Genomic DNA, 19,587 nt, shown 5'->3' on the forward strand with positions numbered 1-19,587 from the left:
GCGGCAGCGCCTAGGGTGACCTGATGGCCACTGCACCGATGCGCACCGCGGTGGCCGCCGCGATCGTCGACTGGTACCGCGGCAACGCGCGCGACCTGCCCTGGCGCCGCGAGGGCTTCCCCGCCTGGGGCACCCTCGTCAGCGAGTTCATGCTCCAGCAGACACCGGTGGTCCGCGTGATCCCCCGGCTCGCGGAGTGGCTCGAGCGCTGGCCGACGCCCGCCGCCCTCGCCGCCGTGCCCCCCGGTGAGGCCGTGCGCGCCTGGCAGTCGCTCGGCTACCCCCGCCGCGCGCTGCGCCTGCACGCCTGCGCCGTCGCGATCACCGAGCAGCACGGCGGGGTCGTGCCGCACGACGTGGAGACGCTCCTGGCTCTGCCCGGCATCGGCGACTACACCGCGCGCGCGATCGCCGTCTTCTCCTTCGGCCACCGCCACCCCGTCGTCGACACCAACGTCCGGCGCGTGATCGCCCGGGCCATCGACGGCGCGGCCGAGCCCGGTCCGCCGCGCGCGAAGACGGATCTCGCCGCGATGGACGCGCTCCTCCCCGACGATCTCGCCGACGCCGCCGCCTTCAACGCCGGCGCGATGGAGCTCGGCGCGATCGTCTGCACCGCGCGCGCACCCCGCTGCGACGCCTGCCCGATCCGCGAAGCCTGCGCCTGGCGCGCCGCCGGCTACCCGGCCTATGACGGCCCGGTGAAGGCGCGCCAGAAGAAGTACGAGGGCTCCGACCGCCAGGTGCGCGGCCTCGTCCTGGCCGAGCTGCGCGCCGCGCACGGACCGGTGACCGCCGCCGAGATCGCTTCGCTCTGGCCCGACGCGGAGCAGCGCGACCGCGCCCTCGCCGGCCTCCTCGCCGACGGCCTCGCCACGGGCACCGCGGATGACGGCTACCTGCTGCCCGCGTCCTGACGCCACTGGCGCACTCCCCGGGCGGCGGAGTGGGTAGCGTGTCGCCGTGACCAGCCGACGCCTCCGCTCCTCCCTCCCCGACGCCGAGCTAGCCGCCGCGCTGGCCGCGGTGCGCACCGCGAACGACCTGCCGGGGCCGTTCCCGCCCGCCGTGCTCGCGGAGGCGGAGTCCGCGGGCGAGCACGCGGACGACACCGGCCGCGCCGACCTGACCGAGGTCCCGTTCGTCACGATCGACCCGCCCGGCTCTCTCGACCTCGACCAGGCCCTGCAGCTCGAGCGGACCCCCTCGGGCGTCGTGCTCCGCTACGCCATCGCCGACGTGCCGGCCGTCGTCCGCCCCGGCGGCGCCCTCGACGCCGAGACCCGCCGCCGCGGCCAGACCTACTACCTGCCCGACGGCCGCATCCCGCTGCACCCGCCGGTCCTCTCCGAGGACACCGCCTCGCTGCTCCCCGGGCAGACCCGCCGCGCCCTCGTCTGGACGCTCGAGCTCGACGACGCCGCCGAGCCGCGCGCGGTCCGCCTCGAGCGCGCCCTGGTGCGCAGCACCGCGCGACTCGACTACGAGGGCGTCCAGCGCGCGGCGGAGCGCGGAGACCCGCACCCGTCGATCGCGCTGCTGCCCTGGTTCGGCGCCGAACGCCTCGCACGGGAGTCCGAGCGCGGCGGCGCCAGCCTCTCGCTGCCGGACGAGGAGATCGTCGCCGTCGACGGCGGCTACCGCATCGACCGCCGCGCGCCGCTGCCCGCCGAGGGCTGGAACGCGCAGGTCTCGCTCCTCACCGGCATGGCCGCCGCGACGATGATGCTCGACGCCCGCGTCGGCGTCCTGCGCACCCTGCCCGCCGCGGACGCGGCGACGACGGCCGCCTTCCGCGCGCGCACCGAGGCGCTGGGCGTCCCGTGGGGCCCGGACGAGCGCTACGGCGACTACCTCCGCCGCCTCGACACGGCGGACCCCGCGCAGCTCGCGATCATGTCGGCCGCGGCGACGCTCTTCCGCGGCGCCGGCTACACCGCCTTCGACGGCGCCGTCCCCGAGCAGCCGGAGCAGGCCGCCCTCGCCGCGCCCTACGCGCACGTCACCGCACCGCTGCGCCGCCTGGTCGACCGCTTCGGCCTCGCCGTCTGCCTCGCCGTCTCCTCCGGCCGCGAGATCGACCCCCGGCTCCGCGCCGCCCTGCCCGAGGTGCCGCCGCTGATGACCGCCAACGACCGCCGCGACGGCGCCGCCTCCCGAGCGGCCACCGACATCGTCGAGGCGGCGATCCTGCGCGGACGGGAGGGCGCCTCGTTCGAGGGCGTCGTCCTCACCTCGAGCCGGACCCGCTCGCAGGTGCAGCTGCTCGAGCCGACGATCACCGTCGGCGTGCCGGGCCCGCTGACGCCGGGAGCCCGTGTCGTCGTCGTCCTGGAATCGGTCGACGTCGCCACGGGCTCCGCGGTGTTCAGGCCTGCCGGCTAGGCGCGGTCGTCCGCCTCGTCGTCGTCCTCGTCCTCGCGCGGCTTGACGTACGGGTCGGCGTCGCCGGCGTACTCCGCCTTCGCGGCGAGCGACTGCACCTGCGTGTCCTGATTGCGCGCCGTCGCGAGGAGGTCCTCGATGTGCTTCGCGTTCTCGGGGATCGCGTCGAGGATGAACTCGAGCGACGGCGTCAGGCGCGCCGTGATGTTCTTGCCGACCTCGGTGCGCAGCAGGCCGGTGGCGGCCTTGAGGGCGAGCGCCGAGTCGGCGCGCTCCTCGTCGGTGCCGTAGACCGTGTAGAACACGGAGGCGTGCTGCAGGTCACCGGTCACCTGCACATCGGTGATGGTGACGAAGCCGAGTCGGGGGTCGCGGAGTCCGCGCTCGAGCCGCTTGGCGACGATCACCTGAATCCGCTCGGCGAGCTTCCTCGCCCGTGCCGGATCTGCCATGGCTGGTCCTCATCTCTCTCGACGAACCGTTCAGCTCGCCATCTAATCACTCCCCGGCAGTCCTGCCGGTCGTCTTGCTGGGGGCTTGCTCTCGCGAGCGACCCCCGGTGCTCGTACTCGGCGCGGCGCGGCGTTGCCGGCGCGGGCGGGGTGCCTCATCACGGCTCCTTCCCGCGCGGCTGCGCCGCGCCCGCCAGACCCGAGCCAGGAGCCGCGACGAGGCACCCCGCCCGCGCCTCCCGTCGGTTCACGCGGCAGTCCGTACTCCCGGTCCTCCTCACGCGCAGGCGACCCTCCCGCCCGTCAGACGAAGGTGCCCGACGCACCGAGCCTTGGAGAGCCCGCCGTCTCGGACCGGCCTGGCGGACCGGTCCTCCCGAAGGGAGGGAGCTCACTCCCGTCCTCGCGCGACCGGCTCGGGTCTGGCGGGCGGGCCGCAGGCCCGCGGGAAGTCGCGCGAGGGCGGGAGTGAGCTCCCGATCCCCCGTCGGAACTCGAGGCCGAAAGGCCGGAAGCCGCCCGGAACGCCGGAAGGCCCGGGCGGACCCGGGCCTTCCAGTCGAGCAGGGTCAGCCTCGCGGCTTCTCCTTCATCTCGATCGTCTCGATCTCGTCGCCGATCTGGATGTCGTTGTACTTGCCGAGACCGATACCGGCCTCGTAGTCCGTACGGACCTCCGTGACGTCGTCCTTGAAGCGACGCAGCGACTCGATGGCGAGGTTGTCGCCGACGACGACGCCATCGCGGATGACGCGCGCCTTCGAGTTGCGGGTGATCGTGCCGGAGCGGACGATGACACCCGCGATGTTGCCGACCTTCGAGGAGCGGAACACCTCGCGGATCTCGGCGATACCGGACTGGACCTCCTCGTACTCGGGCTTGAGCATGCCCGTGAGCGAGTTCTCGACCTCTTCGATCGCGTTGTAGATGACCGAGTAGAAGCGGATGTCCACTCCCTCTCGAGCAGCGCGCTCGCGAGCCTTCGGGTCGGGGCGGACGTTGAAGCCCACGATGATCGCGTTGTCGATCGTCGCGAGGTTGACGTCCGACTCCGTGATCGCACCGACACCGCGGTGGATGATGCGCAGCTGCACCGAGTCGTCGACCTCGATCTTGACGAGCGACTCCTCCAGCGCCTCGACGGCACCGGACACGTCGCCCTTGATGATGAGGTTAAGCGACTCGACCTTGCCCTCTTCGAGAGCACGGGTGAAGTCCTCGAGCGAGATGCGCTTGCGGGCCTTGGCCAGCAGGGCGTTGCGCTGAGCGGCCTCGCGCTTCTCGGCGATCTGGCGGGCGGTGCGGTCCTCCTCGGTGACGAGGAAGGTGTCGCCGGCGCGGGGCACGGACGAGAGTCCCTGCACCTGCACCGGTCGCGACGGCACGGCCTCGAGCACGGCGACGCCGTTCTCGTCGGCCATCGCGCGGACGCGGCCGTAGGCCGTTCCCGCGACGATCGCGTCGCCGACGCGCAGCGTTCCCGACTGGATGAGGACCGTCGCGACGGCACCGCGTCCCTTGTCGAGCTTCGCCTCGATCGCGACTCCGCGGGCCTCCTTGTCGGGGTTGGCGCGCAGGTCGAGACCGGCGTCCGCGGTGAGCAGCACGGCGTCCAGGAGGTCCTGGATGCCGGTGTTGGCGCGGGCCGACACGTCGACGAACATGACGTCTCCGCCGTACTCCTCGGCGACCAGACCGAACTCGGTGAGCTGCTGGCGCACCTTGGCCGGGTTGGCGTCGGGCTTGTCCACCTTGTTGACCGCGACCACGATCGGCACGTTGGCCGCCTGGGCGTGGTTCAGCGCCTCGATGGTCTGCGGCATGATGCCGTCGTCCGCCGCGACCACGAGGATCGCGATGTCCGTGACCTGGGCACCGCGGGCTCGCATGGCGGTGAACGCCTCGTGACCCGGGGTGTCGATGAAGGTGATCGGGCGCTCGATGCCCTCGTGCTCCGCGACGACCTGGTACGCACCGATGTGCTGCGTGATGCCGCCCGCCTCGCCGGCGACGACGTTGGCGTTGCGGATCGCGTCGAGCAGGCGCGTCTTTCCGTGGTCGACGTGACCCATGACGGTGACGACGGGGGGACGGATCTGGAGGTCCTCGTCCGTCTCGTCCTCGAGCTCCTGCTCGAGGTCGAGGCCGAAGCCCTCGAGGAGCTCCTTGTCCTCGTCCTCGGGCGAGACGACCTGGATCTTGAAGCCGAGCTCACCGCCGAGCACCTCGAAGGTGGCCTCGTCGAGCGACTCGGTCGCCGTCGCCATCTCGCCGAGGGCGAAGAGGACGGTGACCAGGTTGCCGGGGGGCACCGGCACGCCGGTCATGGCCTCGATCTTGTCGGCGAAGTCCGAGATCGACGCGCCGCGGCGCAGACGGATGACCGTCTTGCCGTCGCCGCGGGGGACGCTGACGCCGCCGAGCGACGGGGCCTCCCTGAGCTCGAACTCCTGACGCTTCGTGCGCTTCGACTTGCGGGCCTTGCTCTTGCCGCCACCGCGACCGAAGGCACCAGCGGTGCCGCCGCCGGGGCCGCGACCGCGACCGCCGCCGCCACCGGGACGAGGGGCGAAGCCGCCACCCGCTCCAGGGGCGCCGCCGGGACGCTGGAAGCCGCCGCCGGCCGGACGGCCAGGGCCGCCGGGACGACCGGCTCCGCCACCGGGACCGCCGGGACGCTGGCCGAAGCCGGCGGGGCGCTGGCCCATGCCGGGTCCACCGGGTCGGGGCGCGCCGGGGCGAGGAGCCGCGGGACGGGGGATGTTGCTGGGCGTCGGGCGCGAGCCCATGCCCTGCGAGCTGGCGAACGGGTTGTTGCCCGGGCGCGGGGGCGTCGCGGGACGCTGGCCCATGCCCTGGTTGCTCGCGAACGGGTTGTTGCCCGGTCGCGGTGCGCCACCGGGACGGCTGGAGCCGCCGGGGGCGGGCTTCCGCCGGACTTCGGCGGCGCTGCCGCCGGAGCGGGACGCGGGGTCGCCGGCTTCGGTCCGCCGGGGAGTGGCGGGCGAGGCGGCGGGCGTCGCAGCGGCGGGCTTCTCGGCCGCGGGCGCCGGAGCGGCGGCCTCGGTCGGAGCCGGAGCGGCGGGGCGTTCGCAGCGGCCTGGGCGCGAGCCGCGGCCGCGGCCTCCTGGGCGGCCTGAGCGGCGGCCTGACGCTCGGCGACCGACATCGGCGGAGCCGGCGCCGGAGCAGGCGGCTTGGCCGGGCCGGGCATCGGCGCGGAGGGGCGGGCGCCCGAGGGGCGCGGGGCCCCGGGACGGGCGGTGGTGGTCGTGGGCGCCGACGGGATCGACGCTCCGCCCGTGCTCGCGCTGCCCTGGAGGGCCTGGCGGAGCTTGCGGGCGACGGGGGGTTCGATGCTGGACGACGGTCCCTTGACGAACTCGCCCAGTTCTTTCAACTTCGCAAGTGCGACCTTGCTGTCGACGCCGAGTTCGGCGGCGATCTCGTGCACGCGTGGTTTAGCCACTTCTCTCCTGTCTCGGACCTGCGCCCAAGACGGGGCAGGCCATCACAAACGGACGGATCTCATTTCGAGCCGCTCATCAGTCGTTGCTCATGATCAGTTCACGGGCCGTTCTGCCTGTTCTCTCTGCGGTGTGATCGTTCGCCTGGCGGGTTCCTCCGGGTGAGGAGCCGCACCGGTCAGGTCACGGGTGACGTACTGCCGCACGGCGCTCGCGTCCACGCTCTCGCGCGTCCGGAACGCCCTGCTGAACGCGCGGCGCTTCTCAGCGAGCGCGTAGCAGTCGTACGCGTCGTGCAGCCACGCTCCCCGCCCAGCACGGACGCCTCGCGGATCGACCACGAGGGAGTTCGAGGGGAGGACGAGCCTCAGAAGTGAGGCCCTTGGGGCGCGCAGACGGCAGCCGACGCACGTTCTGACGGGTTCCACTGTACTCCCTCGTTCCCGGGAGCGCCTCCCCGCACCGCCGACAGCGGGGATCACTCCCCGTCCATCACCGAATCGGGCTGGATGTCGATCTTGGCGCCGGTGAGCTTGGCGGCGAGTCGGGCGTTCTGGCCCTCCTTGCCGATCGCGAGCGAGAGCTGGTAGTCCGGCACGAGTGCGCGGACGGCCTTGAGGCTCTGGTCGATCACGAAGGCGCTGGTCACCTTGGCGGGCGAGAGCGCGCTCGCGACGAAGGTGGGCAGGTCGGAGGAGTAGTCGACGATGTCGATCTTCTCGTTGTTGAGCTCCGCGGTCACCGCGCGCACGCGCTGGCCGAGCTCGCCGATGCAGGCGCCCTTGGCGTTGACGCCCGGCTCGGTCGCCCGCACGGCGATCTTGGTGCGGTGGCCGGCCTCGCGGGCGAGCGAGACGATCTCGACGACGCCGGAGGCGATCTCCGGGACCTCGAGGGCGAACAGCTTGCGGACGAGCGACGGGTGCGTCCGCGAGACCTGGACCGAGGGGCCCTTCGTGCCGCGGCTGACGCTCGTGACGTAGACGCGGATGCGGCGGCCGTGGCTGTAGTCCTCGCCGGGCACCTGCTCCTCGGGCGAGAGGATCGCCTCGATCGAGCCGAGGTCGACGTGGATCATCTTCGGGTTGGGGCCCTGCTGGATGACGCCGGCGACGATGTCGCCCTCGCGGCCCTTGAACTCGCCGAGGATCTTCTCGTCGCCGATGTCGCGCAGCCGCTGGTTGATGACCTGCTTGGCGGCGAAGGCCGCGATGCGGCCGAAGTCGCGCGGGGAGTCCTCGGATTCGCCGACGACGGCGCCCTCGTCGTCGATCTCGGGCACGAAGACGGACACGTGGCCGGTCTTGCGGTCGAGGTGCACGCGGGCGTCCACGGCGGTGGCCTTGTCGGCGTCGTCCGCCTGGCCGATGTGCTTGAGATAGGCGGTGAGGATCGCCTGCTCGATGATCTGCACGAGTTCCTCGAAGGGGATCTCGCGCTCGCGCTCCAGCAGGCGCAGAACGCTCAGGTCGATGTCCACGGGCGGGCCTTTCTCTCTATTCACTTGGGTGGCGTGGCGGCGCAGCGCGACCACGTCGAAGTCCGGCCCGACGCCGGAGGCGCCTCGGCCGGAGCCGGGCCCGCGCGTCGGGACCATTGAGCATAACCGACCGCGCTGGGGGCGGACCGGCGGCGGCGCTCAGGCGAGCCGGGCGAGCGCCTCCGCGGCGGGCAGCTGCTCGCGCTCACCGGTCCGGCGGTCCCACAGCTCGACGATGCCCTCGGCGGCGCTGCGGCCGGCGATCACGATGAGCGGCACGCCCATCAGCTCGGCATCGCCGAACTTCACGCCCGGCGAGACCTTGGGCCGGTCGTCGATCAGCACGTCGCGGCCCGCGGCCTCGAGCGAGGCGCCCACGGACTCCGCGAGCGCGAGGGCCGCCGGGTCCTTGCCGGTCGCGATCAGGTGGACGTCGAACGGCGCGACGTTCTCGGGCCAGATCAGCCCGCGGTCGTCGTGGTTGCTCTCGGCGATGATCGCGAGGATCCGGGTGACGCCGATGCCGTAGGAGCCCATGGTGACGGTGACGAGCTTGCCGTTCTCGTCGAGCACCTTGAGGCCGAGCACGTCCGCGTACTTGCGGCCCAGCTGGAAGACGTGGCCGATCTCCATGCCGCGAGCGGTCTCGATCGGGCCGGAGCCGTCGGGCGCGGGGTCGCCGGTGCGGACGTCCGCCACCTCGACGACGCCGTCGCCGGCGAAGTCGCGGCCGGCGACGAGGTCGAGCACGTGCTTCCCGGCGATGTTGGCGCCGGTGATCCACGCGGTGCCCTCGACGACGCGGGGGTCGAGCAGGAAGCGGATGCCACTCGCCGACTCCTCCCCCAGGACGGCGCCCTCGGCCGACCACGGGCCGATGTAGCCCTTGACCAGCGCCGGGTGCTTCGCGAAGTCCTCTTCCGTCGCCGCCTCGACCTCGGCGGGTGCGAAGGCGACCTCGGCGCGCTTGAGGTCGACGTCGCGGTCGCCGGGCAGGCCGACGACGACGAGCTCGCGGGTGCCGTCGAGCGCGGTGAGCGCGAGGACGACGTTCTTCAGCGTGTCGCCGGCGGTCCAGGCGCGGCCGTCGGCGCGCGGCTCCTGGGCGTTGGCGAGGTCGACGAGGGTCTGGATGGTCGGGGTGCCGGGCGAGTCGAAGACCCGCGCCTCGGCGAGCCCCTCGAGGGGCAGAGCGTCCGGGACGGGCGTGCGGTACGCCTCGACGTTGGCCGCGTAGCCGCCGGCCGAGCGCACGAAGGTGTCCTCGCCGACCGGGGTCGGGTGCAGGAACTCCTCGCTGCGCGAGCCGCCCATCGCGCCGGCGTCGGCCTGCACGATGACGTACTCGAGGCCGAAGCGCCGGAAGATCCGCTCGTAGGCGTCCCGCTGCAGCTGGTAGCTCGCGTCGAGACCCGCGTCGGTGTAGTCGAAGGAGTAGGCGTCCTTCATCGTGAACTCGCGGCCGCGCAGGAGTCCGGCGCGGGGGCGCGCCTCGTCGCGGTACTTGTCCTGGATCTGGTAGATCGACAGGGGCAGGTCCTTGTAGGAGGAGTAGAGGTCCTTGACGAGGAGGGTGAAGAACTCCTCGTGCGTCGGCGCCAGCATGTAGTCCGCGTCCTTGCGGTCCTTGAGGCGGAAGACGCCGTCGCCGTACTCGGTCCAGCGGCCGGAGAGCTCGTAGGGCTCGCGGGGCAGCAGCGCGGGGAAGTGGACCTCCTGCGCGCCGGCGGCCTCCATCTCGGCGTGGATGATCGCCTCGATGCGGCGCTTCACCCGAAGTCCCAGCGGCAGCCAGGCGAAGACGCCGGGTGCCTGGCGCCGGATGTAGCCGGCGCGGACGAGGAGGCGGTGGCTCGCGACCTCGGCGTCGGCCGGATCCTCTCGGAGGGTGCGGACGAACAGATGCGAGAGACGGGTGACCACGAGGGACGATCCTATCCGGAGTCCGCAGCGGGGTGTCCCGCGCCGGACGGGGTGGCGGCGGACCGGTCGTGTGCCGGTCCGCCGCCCGCCGTCACTTCGAGACGACGACCACCGGGGAGCCGGTCGAGGTGTCGTCGGCGGGCATCTCGGCGGCCAGGCGGTTGGCCTCCTCGATCAGCGTCTTGACGATCTCGGACTCGGGGACGGTCTTGATGACCTCGCCCTTGACGAAGATCTGGCCCTTGCCGTTGCCGGAGGCGACGCCGAGGTCGGCCTCGCGGGCCTCGCCCGGTCCGTTGACGACGCAGCCCATCACGGCGACGCGCAGCGGGACGCTCATGCCCTCGAGGCCGGCGGTGACGTCGTTGGCGAGCGTGTAGACGTCGACCTGCGCGCGACCGCAGCTCGGGCAGGAGACGATCTCGAGCTTGCGCTCGCGGAGGTTGAGCGACTGCAGGATCTGCAGGCCGACCTTGACCTCCTGCGCGGGCGGAGCGGAGAGCGAGACGCGGATGGTGTCGCCGATGCCCTCGCCGAGCAGGATGCCGAACGCCGTCGCCGACTTGATGGTGCCCTGGAACTCCGGCCCCGCCTCGGTGACGCCGAGGTGCAGCGGCCAGTCGCCGCGCTCGGCCAGCAGCCGGTAGGCCTGGACCATGATCACCGGGTCGTTGTGCTTGACCGAGATCTTGAAGTCGTGGAAGTCGTGCTCCTCGAAGAGGCTCGCCTCCCAGACGGCGCTCTCGACGAGCGCCTCGGGGGTGGCCTTGCCGTACTTCTGCAGCAGGGTCGGCTCGAGCGAGCCGGCGTTGACGCCGATGCGGATCGAGACGCCGGCGGCCTTCGCGGCGGCGGCGATCTTGCCGACCTGATCGTCGAACTTGCGGATGTTGCCCGGGTTCACCCGGACGGCCGCGCAGCCCGCGTCGATCGCCGCGTAGACGTAGTTCGGCTGGAAGTGGATGTCCGCGATGACCGGGATCTGGCTCTTCTTCGCGATGATCGGCAGCGCCTCCGCGTCGTCGCGGCTCGGCACGGCGACGCGCACGATGTCGCAGCCGGAGGCGGTCAGCTCGGCGATCTGCTGGAGCGTCGCGTTGATGTTGGTGGTCGGCGTGGTGCACATGGACTGCACGCTCACCGGGGCGTCACCGCCGACGAGCACCTTCCCGACCTTGATCTGTCGGGTCTTCCGGCGGGGGGCGAGGGTCACGGGGACCTTGGGCAAACCCAGATTCACAGCAGGCACGAGCCCCATGGTACGCGCGCCGCACGGCCGGACGCCGCCGCTCCCCCGGTTCCCAGGTCCCGCCGATCTGCGCCGCCCGTGCCGCTCGCCCCGCGGCACCGACACTGCGCCACCGTCCGATCCGCCGGCGATCCCGCGCGGATCACGCTCCCCCGGGCGAGAACAGCCGCCACCGCCCCGCCATCTCCTGCACATGGCACCCCGAACCCGAACAGGCGCCCCAACCCCGAACGCGGACCTCTGTTTCGCGTCAGCCGACCGCGACGCGCTCCCCCCACACCCGCTGCAAAGCCGACCGCCCGGCGCCGAGCAGCGGCCGGCACCGCCTGGAAGGCGAACGCGCGAATCGCGTGCCAGCGATTCGCGCCAGCCGAACGCAACACGCTCCTCCCAGCGCCACCCGTCGAGAAGCCGACCGCGGCACGCCGGGCAGGGACCGGCGCTCCCTCGAAGGCGAACGCGCGAATCGCGTGCCAGCGATTCGCGCCAGCCGAACGCAACACGCTCCTCCCCACGCCACCCGTCGAGAAGCCGACCGCGGCACGCCGGGCAGGGACCGGCGCTCCCTCGAAGGCGAACGCGCGAATCGCGTGCCAGCGATTCGCGCCAGCCGACCGCAACACGCTCCTCCCCACGCCACCCGTCGCGAAGCCGACCGCGGCACGCCGGGCAGGGACCGGCGTGCAAGACAACTCAGAACAGCTGGATCGGCTTCACGATGTCGGCGTAGATCAGCAGCGCACTCATTCCGCCGAGGAGCAGCACGACCGCGTAGGTGAGCGGCAGGAGCTTGGCGATGTCGACGGGGCCGGGGTCGCGGCGGCCGAAGAGCTTGGCGATGCGGCGGCGCAGGCCCTCCCAGAGGGCGCCGGCGATGTGGCCGCCGTCCATGGGGAGGAGGGGGACGAGGTTGAAGACGAAGAGGGCGACGTTGAGGGAGGCGAGGACGCCGACCATCGTCTGCACCTTCGAGACGATGGGCAGCTGGTCGGAGGCGGCGATCTCGCCGGCGATGCGGCCGACGCCGACGACGCTGATCGGGCCGTTGGCGTCTCGCGCCTCGGTGCCGAATGCCGCCTGCGCGACGTCGATCAGACGCTGCGGCAGATTGAGGATCACGTGGGCGACGCTCGCGACGTTCTGTCCGACGGTCTCGGGGACGGCGGTGATCGGCTGCTGCACGAGCGCCTGGGTGGGCGAGATGCCGATGAAGCCGACGGTCTGCGTCTCCACGGCGCCGGAGGAGTCGAGGACCGCGTTGCCGGCCGCGTCCGTCACGGCCACCTCGTTCTCGGCGGGGGTGATCGTCAGCGTGAGCGGCTGGCCGTCGCGGTCGACGGCGACGCTGAGCGGCACGCCCGCGGAGGCGCGGATGATCGGGGTGAGGTCGTTCCAGGAGGAGACGGGCGTGCCGTCGATCGCGGTGATCGTGTCGCCGGGCAGGATGCCGGCCGCGGCGCCGGGCGCGAGCGGGTCGTCGGCGGAGCAGCTCTCGGTGGTCGTGTCGCTCGCGGGGACGACGCACTGCGAGACGGTCGAGATGGTGGAGGTGTTCTGCGCGACGCCGATGCCGCAGAGCAGCACCGCGAAGAGGACGGTGGCGATGACGAGGTTCATGAACGGGCCGCCGAACATCACGATGACGCGCTTCCAGACCGCGAGCCGGTAGAAGGCGCGGTGGTCCTCGCCGGCGCCGATCGTCTCGGCGCTGGCGGCGCGGGCCTCGTCGATCATGGTCGCGTAGCCGCCCCGGCGCGGCTCCGGCTCCGGCGTCGACTCGTTGCCGTTCAGCCCGTTGAAGAAGCCCGTGCTCGACTCGCCGACGCGGTCGCCCGGGTGCTTGGGCGGGTACATCCCGATCATCGCGATGTAGCCGCCGAGGGGCAGCGCCTTGACGCCGTACTCCGTCTCGCCGCGGCGGACGGAGAAGATCGTGCGGCCGAAGCCGATCATGTACTGCGTGACCTTGACGCCGAAGAGCTTCGCCGGAACGAGGTGGCCCACCTCGTGCAGCGCGATCGACAGGGCGACGCCCACGGCGATGATGACGACGCCGAGGACGAAGAGCAGCACGGATTCCACTCGGTCACTGTAGGCGCGACCCGGTGTCCACGGCTGTGGGGGCGCTGGAGGATCGCGAAGAAGCGCCGATCAGCCCGCGCGGCTCAGGCGGAGGCGATCCGCGCGTCCGCCGTGCGGCGCGCCCAGGACTCCGCCTCGGCCAGCGAGTCGCGGGTCAGCGCGCCCTCGACGGTGTGCGCGTCGACGACCGCCTCGACAGTCGCGAGGATGTCGAGGTAGCCGATCCGCCCGGCGTGGAACGCCTGCACGGCCTGCTCGTTCGCAGCGTTGAAGACCGCGGGGTACGACGCCCCCGCGACTCCGACCTTCTTCGCGAGGCGGACGGACGGGAACGCCTCCTCGTCGAGCGGCTCGAACGTCCAGGACTGCGCGCGAGTCCAGTCCAGCGGCACGCCGACGCCGGCGACGCGGTGCGGCCAGTCGAGACCGAGCGAGATCGGCAGCCGCATGTCGGGCGGCGACGCCTGGGCGATCGTGGAGCCGTCGACGAACTCGACCATCGAGTGGACGATCGACTGCGGGTGCACGGTCACGTCGATCCGGTCGTAGGGCACGTCGAAGAGCAGGTGCGCCTCGATCACCTCGAGGCCCTTGTTCACCAGCGTGGAGGAGTTCGTGGTGACGACGAGACCCATGTCCCAGGTGGGGTGCGCGAGCGCCTCGGCAGGGGTGACGTCGCGGAGGGAGTCGCGACCGCGGCCGCGGAACGGACCGCCCGAGGCGGTCAGCACCAGCCGGCGCACCTCGCGGTGCTCCCCTGCCAGCAGCGCCTGCGCGAGGGCGGAGTGCTCGGAGTCGACGGGCACGATCTGCCCGGGAGCGGCCACCGAGGTGACCAGCTCGCCGCCGACGATCAGCGACTCCTTGTTGGCGAGGGCGAGCGTGCGCCCTTCCTCGAGCGCCGCGAGCGTCGGGCCGAGACCGACGGAGCCGGTGATGCCGTTGAGCACCACGTCGGCGTCGACCGAGCGGATCAGCTGCTCGGCCTCCGCGGCGCCGAAGGCGGTGTGCTCGACGCCGAAGTCGCGCGCCTGCCGGGCGACGACCTCGCGGTTGGAGCCGGCCCCCAGGCCGACGACCTCGAAGCGGTCGCGGTTCGCGCCGATGACGTCGAGGGCCTGCGTGCCGATGGACCCGGTCGAGCCGAGGATGATGACCCTGCGCATCCGCCCATCCTGGCACGGCGGCCACGGCGGCTCCCGGTCCGGGCGGCGCCGGGTCAGCTCACCGCGAGGATGTCGACCACGAAGACCAGCGTGTCGGTGCCGCTGATGCCCGCGTTCGTGTTGCCGGCCTCGCCGTAGCCCTTGTCCGGCGGGATGACCACGAGCACCTGCGAGCCGACGGTCTGGCCGACCACCGCCTCCTTGAAGCCCTCGATCACGTCGCCCGTGCCGAAGGACGCGGGCGTGCCCTTGCCCCAGCTCTGGTCGAAGACCTCGCCCGTCCCCCAGACCACGCCCTGGTACTGGACGATCAGCGAGTCGCCGTCGGCCACGGTCTGCCCGTCGCCCTTCTTGAGCACCTCCAGCTGCAGCTCGGCCGGCGGGTCGGTCGCGGGGATCGTCACCGTCGGGGCGCCGTCCTCGGCGAGCGCCACTGTCGGCAGCCCGTCGACCGGGGCCTGCGGCTCGCCGGTCGCGGCCGAGGGGACGATGCCCTCGACGTCGATGACCATCACGATGGAGTCGTCCGCGGCGATCCCGAGGTCGGTGCTGCCGGCGTCGCCGAACGCGTCGGACGGCGGGACGACCGCGATCACGCGGGAGCCCACGGTCGCGCAGTTGACCGCCTTCACCAGGCCGGCCAGGTACTGCTCGGTATCGACCTCGAAGGCCGCGCGGCCCCCGGAGGCGTAGCTGCTCGCCGAGAACTCGGCGCCGCTCGTGCCGTTGTAGAGGGTGTAGTCGACGAGCACGGTGTCGCCCTCGGCGACCGTGTCGCCGGTGCCCTCGATGACGGTGGTGCCCTCGGTCGCGTCGACGCTGATCGGGGTGGGGAAGACGGTGACCGGCTTCGTCCCGAAGTCGCCCGCCGCGTCGACCGCGTCGGACGCGTCCCCGGAGGAGATGCAGGAGAGCGGAGTCGGGGTCGCACTCGGCGTCGCCTCGGGGGTGCCGGGCGTGCAGGCCGCGAGGCCGAGGGAGGCGCCGAGGACGGCGAGGATCGCGAGGGTTCTGCGCACGGGTGCACCTTTCCTGCCCGGCAGGGAGCGGGACGACGTCGGGGGGATCGCTCCATCCTGCGGGCTGCGCCTCTGCCCCGGCTGAACGGTCCCTCCACGGCGCCCACCCGGTCGCGCCGCCCCGGAGCGTCCCCGGCCCCCTCCCCGGACGCCCCGCCTACCATGGAGGAATGCGTGAATTCTCGGTCCCCCAGTCCCGCGCGCTCGTCACCGAGCTCCCCGGCCCCCGCTCGATCGCGCTGCAGGAGCGCCGCGTCGCCAGCGTCTCCCGCGGCGCCGGAACGCTCGCGAACATCTACATGGACCACGCCTCGGGCGCCGTCCTGGTCGACGTCGACGGCAACCGCCTGATCGACCTCGGCTGCGGCATCGGCGTCACCACGATCGGCCACGCGCACCCCGCGGTCGCGGCCGCGGCCGCCGCGCAGGCGGAGAAGCTGACCCACACCCTCTTCACCGTCACGCCCTACGAGAACTACGTGCGTGTCGCGGAGAAGCTCGCCGAGATCACCCCCGGCGACTTCGAGAAGCACTCGATCCTCGTGAACTCCGGCGCCGAGGCGGTCGAGAACGCGGTCAAGATCGCGCGCAAGCACACCGGCCGCCGCGCGATCGCCTCGCTCGACCACGCCTTCCACGGCCGCACCAACCTGACCATGGCGATGACCTACCGCCCCTGGCCGGAGCGCGCCGGCATGGGCCCGTTCCCCGGCGAGATCTACAGCCTCCCGATGAGCTACCCGTTCCGCGACCCCGAGGGGATGACGGGCGAGGAGGCGGCCGAGCGCTCGATCGACTACATCCGCACCCACATCGGCGCCGAGGAGCTGGCAGCGCTGTTCGTCGAGCCGATCCAGGGCGACGGCGGCATCATCATCCCCGCGGCCGGCTACTTCGAGCGCCTCTCCGAGTTCTGCACCGAGAACGGCATCGTCTTCGTCGCGGACGAGATCCAGGCCGGCATCGCCCGGACCGGCGCGTGGTACTCGATCGAGCACTTCGGCGTCGTGCCGGACCTGATCACCTCCGCCAAGGGCATCGCCGGCGGCTTCCCGCTCGCCGCGGTCACCGGCCGCGCGGAGATCATGGACGCCGTGCAGCCCGGCGGCATCGGCGGCACCTTCGGCGGCAACCCCGTCTCCACCGCGGCGGCGCTCGCCACGTTCGAGGCCATCGAGTCCGAGGGGCTGATCGCCGAGGCGCAGCGCGTCGAGCGCGCCCTGTGGAGCCGGATCGGCGACTGGGCCGAGCGCTTCCCGGTGGTCGGCGAGGTCCGCGGCAAGGGTGCCATGTTCGGCGTCGAGCTGGTCCACCCCGGTACGAAGAAGCAGAACCCGGAGGCGCTCTCCGCCGTCCTGAAGCACGTCACGACGAACGGCGTCATCGCCCTCGACGCCGGCAGCTGGGACAGCGTCCTGCGCATCATGCCCAGCGTGGTCATCAGCGAGGAGCTGATCGACGACGCCGCGGGTGTCATCGAGGAGGCGCTCGCCACCTTCGGCTGAGCGGCCGCCGACGGCGCCGTCCTGCGGGCCGCTCCTCGTGACGAGGGGCGGCCCGCAGTCCTTCGCCGCGGCACCGGGCGGGGCGGTCGGCGGGGCATGACCCGAGCGGCATGCACCCGCCGGTAGCGTCGGGCGAATGCCGACCGACGACGCTCCCGCACCGCCGACGCCGCCGGGGATCGGCGCCTCCGCCCGCGTGGCCCGCTTCACGATGAGCCGCCTCGGCCGGATGATCTACCGGCCGATCGTCGAGGGCCGCGACAACGTGCCGAGGACCGGCCGCGTCATCCTCGCGAGCAACCACCTGTCCTTCATCGACTCCCCCGTCCTGACACTGCTGGCGCCCCGGCCGGTGCAGTTCCTCGCGAAGGCCGACTACTTCACCGGCACCGGCGCGCGCGGCGCCGCGTCGCGCTCGTTCTTCACCGCGGTGGGCGCGGTGCCCGTCGAGCGCGGAGCCGGCCAGGCCGCCCAGGAGGCGCTCGACCTCGGGCGCGCGATCCTCGAGCGCGACGAGGCGTTCGCCGTCTACCCCGAGGGCACCCGCTCGCGCGACGGCCGCCTCTACCGGGGCCGAACCGGTGTGGCGTGGCTCGCCCTCACCACCGGAGCGCCGGTCGTCCCGGTCGGGCTCGTCGGCACGCAGGAGCTGCAGCCCGTCGGCTCGAAGATCCCCCGCCTGCACCGGATCACCGTGCGCTTCGGCGATCCACTCGATCTCTCCCGGCACGGCTCGGCCGACTCGGGCCGTGCACGCCGGCACGCGACCGACGAGGTGATGGCCGCGATCCACGGGCTGTCCGGGCAGGAGGCGGCGGGCGTCTACAACGAGTCGCCGGCGGTCACGACGGTCGAGAGGATCAAGCGGGCCCTGCCGCACGAGCGGCGCTGACGAGGCCCGCCCCCGTCAGCGGACGTCCGCGGCCGAGGTCTGCGGCTCGTGGCCGACCGGGAAGCTCACCGAGTTCGCGATGAAGCAGAGCCGCGAGGCCTCGCCGTGCAGCGACTGCGCCGGCTCGACCATCGACTCGTGCGCGACCCGCACCCGCGGCCGGAGGGTCACCGAGACGAAGCGCCCGCCCTCACCCTCGTGCACCATCCGCCCGACGGCGTCGTCGACGTACTCGGTCACGACGATCCCGTTCTTCACGGCGACGTGCAGGAACGAGAGCAGGTGGCACTGCGCGAGCGAGGCGAGCAGGAGCTGCTCCGGGTTCCAGCGGTCGGGATCTCCGCGGAACGGCCTGTCGGCCGAGCCGAGGATCGGCGGCACCCCCTCGGCGACCACGACGTTCTGCCGCCCGTACTCGCGGTAGCCGCTCGTCCCGCTTCCGCGGTTGCCCTCCCAGACGACGGAAAGCGCGTAATCGTGCTCGGCTTTCATCGGATCCCTCCTTCTCGGCCCTGGTTCAGGCCGGTATCGACACTCTGGACCCCTGCCCGCCGGAGGCCCGCGGGTAGACTCGGGGGACCATGACAGACACGCTCGCCCCCCAGGTTCCCACGTCGGCCGTCCCCCAGGAGCGTCGCGTCGCGACCGAGATCCCGGGGCCGCGATCCAGGGCCCTGCACGAGCGCCGGCTGGCCGTCGTCCCCACCGGAGTCGGCACCGCGCTGCCCGTCTACATCGACCGCGCGCACGGTGCGATCCTGGTCGACGTCGACGGCAACCAGTTCATCGACCTCGGCGCCGGCATCGGCGTGACGACCATCGGTCACACGGACGACGCCGTCGTCGCAGCCGCCACCGCGCAGCTCGGGAAGCTCACCCACACCCTCTTCACCGTCACGCCGTACGAGCCGTACATCCGTGTGGCGGAACTGCTCGCCGAGCACACCCCCGGCGACTTCGCCAAGAAGACGGTGCTGGTCAACTCCGGCGCCGAGGCCGTCGAGAACGCGGTCAAGATCGCCCGCAAGCACACCGGTCGCCCCGGAGTCGCGGTGCTCGACCACGCGTACCACGGCCGCACCAACCTCACCATGGCGATGAACTTCAAGGCGCTCCCCTACGGTCTCGGCTTCGGCCCGTTCGCGAGCGACGTGCACCGCGCCCCGAGCTCGTACCCGTACCACGACGGCCTCTCCGGCGCCGAGGCGGCCGAGCGCACGATCGCCTACCTCGAGAAGACGGTCGGCGCCTCGGCGCTCGCCTGCCTCGTCGTCGAGCCCGTGCAGGGCGAGGGCGGCTTCATGGTGCCGGCGCAGGGCTTCCTGCCCGCGCTGCAGGAGTGGTGCACGGCGAACGGCATCGTCTTCGTCGCGGACGAGATCCAGTCGGGCATGGCCCGCACCGGTGCCTGGTTCGCCAGCGAGCACTTCGGGCTCGTCCCCGACATGGTGCTCTCGGCCAAGGGCATCGCCGGCGGTCTGCCGCTCGCGGGCGTCACCGGCCGCGCCGAGATCATGGACTCCGCGCAGGCCGGCGGTCTCGGCGGCACCTTCGGCGGCAACCCGGTCGCGGCGGCCGCAGCGGTCGCCGTCTTCGAGCGGATCGAGCAGGACGGCCTCCTCGCCGAGGCCGACCGGATCGGCGCGCGCCTCGGCGCCGCGCTCCGCTCGCTGCAGGAGCGCTACGAGATCATCGGCGACGTCCGGGGCATCGGCGCGATGATGGCGATCGAGCTGGTCGAGCCCGGCACCGCGCAGTCGACCAAGCAGCCCAACACGGCCGCGGTCGGCGCGATCATCGACTACGCGGCGAAGCACGGCGTGCTGGTCCTGAGTGCCGGCACCTACGGCAACGTGGTGCGCTTCCTGCCGAGCCTCGCCCTCACGGACGAGCTGCTCGACGAGGCCGTCGCCGTCCTCCAGGAGGCGTTCGCGAGCCTCTGAGCCCCGCTCCCCCCGTCGACGGCC

At 72.6% G+C, this 19,587-nt stretch carries 14 protein-coding genes and 1 pseudogene; 5 read left to right on the top strand and 10 right to left on the bottom strand.

Annotated features, from left to right (window positions below):
- Positions 1-23: 23 nt before the first annotated feature.
- Together GSU72_RS12455 and GSU72_RS12460 are read left to right on the top strand one after the other, a co-directional pair.
- Positions 24-917: an A/G-specific adenine glycosylase gene (locus tag GSU72_RS12455; protein WP_279631658.1), complete on the top strand. Its 894-nt coding sequence runs from the start codon at positions 24-26 to the stop codon at positions 915-917.
- A 46-nt stretch (positions 918-963) separates the two neighbouring features.
- Positions 964-2,385 carry an RNB domain-containing ribonuclease gene (locus GSU72_RS12460; RefSeq protein ID WP_159985356.1) on the top strand — a complete coding sequence of 474 codons (1,422 nt, stop codon included), beginning with the start codon at positions 964-966 and terminating at the stop codon, positions 2,383-2,385.
- Here GSU72_RS12460 and rbfA read toward each other — a convergent pair.
- The 9 genes and pseudogenes from rbfA to GSU72_RS12505 form a co-directional block, all read right to left on the bottom strand.
- Positions 2,382-2,837, bottom strand: coding sequence for a 30S ribosome-binding factor RbfA (rbfA, locus tag GSU72_RS12465; RefSeq protein ID WP_159985358.1), 456 nt, complete (start codon positions 2,835-2,837; stop codon positions 2,382-2,384). The genes GSU72_RS12460 and rbfA overlap by 4 nt on opposite strands.
- A gap of 569 nt (positions 2,838-3,406) precedes the next feature.
- Positions 3,407-6,306: pseudogene (gene infB / locus GSU72_RS12470) on the bottom strand (translation initiation factor IF-2).
- A gap of 93 nt (positions 6,307-6,399) precedes the next feature.
- The gene (locus tag GSU72_RS12475; RefSeq protein ID WP_348272757.1) at positions 6,400-6,786 is read right to left on the bottom strand and encodes a YlxR family protein; all 387 of its coding nucleotides are present in this window, start codon (positions 6,784-6,786) and stop codon (positions 6,400-6,402) included.
- Complete coding sequence (nusA, locus tag GSU72_RS12480; RefSeq protein WP_159985360.1) at positions 6,783-7,784, bottom strand: transcription termination factor NusA; 1,002 nt, start codon at positions 7,782-7,784, stop codon at positions 6,783-6,785. Before nusA ends, GSU72_RS12475 begins: the two co-directional genes overlap by 4 nt.
- A 159-nt stretch (positions 7,785-7,943) precedes the next feature.
- On the bottom strand, positions 7,944-9,707 hold the full coding sequence (locus GSU72_RS12485) for a proline--tRNA ligase (protein ID WP_159985361.1): 1,764 nt from the start codon (positions 9,705-9,707) through the stop codon (positions 7,944-7,946).
- A 91-nt stretch (positions 9,708-9,798) separates the two neighbouring features.
- Positions 9,799-10,956 (bottom strand): flavodoxin-dependent (E)-4-hydroxy-3-methylbut-2-enyl-diphosphate synthase, encoded by a 1,158-nt coding sequence (gene ispG / locus GSU72_RS12490; RefSeq protein WP_159985362.1) that lies wholly within the window; start codon positions 10,954-10,956, stop codon positions 9,799-9,801.
- Between the two features lie 693 nt (positions 10,957-11,649).
- On the bottom strand, positions 11,650-13,038 hold the full coding sequence (locus GSU72_RS12495) for a site-2 protease family protein (RefSeq protein WP_167306109.1): 1,389 nt from the start codon (positions 13,036-13,038) through the stop codon (positions 11,650-11,652).
- Positions 13,039-13,121: 83 nt separating this feature from the next.
- Positions 13,122-14,204 (bottom strand): 1-deoxy-D-xylulose-5-phosphate reductoisomerase, encoded by a 1,083-nt coding sequence (locus GSU72_RS12500; protein WP_159985363.1) that lies wholly within the window; start codon positions 14,202-14,204, stop codon positions 13,122-13,124.
- A gap of 53 nt (positions 14,205-14,257) precedes the next feature.
- A complete protein-coding gene (locus tag GSU72_RS12505) occupies positions 14,258-15,223 on the bottom strand; it encodes an FKBP-type peptidyl-prolyl cis-trans isomerase (protein WP_159985364.1) in 966 nt (321 codons plus the stop codon).
- A gap of 170 nt (positions 15,224-15,393) precedes the next feature.
- On the opposite strand from GSU72_RS12505, the gene GSU72_RS12510 reads away from it, so the two are divergent.
- Positions 15,394-16,728 (top strand): aminotransferase class III-fold pyridoxal phosphate-dependent enzyme, encoded by a 1,335-nt coding sequence (locus GSU72_RS12510; protein WP_159985365.1) that lies wholly within the window; start codon positions 15,394-15,396, stop codon positions 16,726-16,728.
- 211 nt (positions 16,729-16,939) lie between these two features.
- Entirely contained in the window at positions 16,940-17,620 is a 681-nt protein-coding gene (locus GSU72_RS12515) for a lysophospholipid acyltransferase family protein (protein ID WP_244256121.1), read from the top strand.
- Positions 17,621-17,635: 15 nt separating this feature from the next.
- Here the strand turns inward: GSU72_RS12515 and GSU72_RS12520 are convergent, their stop codons facing one another.
- Entirely contained in the window at positions 17,636-18,112 is a 477-nt protein-coding gene (locus GSU72_RS12520) for an OsmC family protein (protein ID WP_159985367.1), read from the bottom strand.
- A gap of 89 nt (positions 18,113-18,201) precedes the next feature.
- Here GSU72_RS12520 and gabT point away from each other — a divergent pair, with 89 nt between their 5' ends.
- Positions 18,202-19,563: a 4-aminobutyrate--2-oxoglutarate transaminase gene (gene gabT / locus GSU72_RS12525; RefSeq protein ID WP_159985368.1), complete on the top strand. Its 1,362-nt coding sequence runs from the start codon at positions 18,202-18,204 to the stop codon at positions 19,561-19,563.
- Positions 19,564-19,587 lie beyond the last annotated feature (24 nt).

Source organism: Rathayibacter sp. VKM Ac-2760, assembly GCF_009834185.1.
Classification (GTDB): domain Bacteria; phylum Actinomycetota; class Actinomycetes; order Actinomycetales; family Microbacteriaceae; genus Rathayibacter.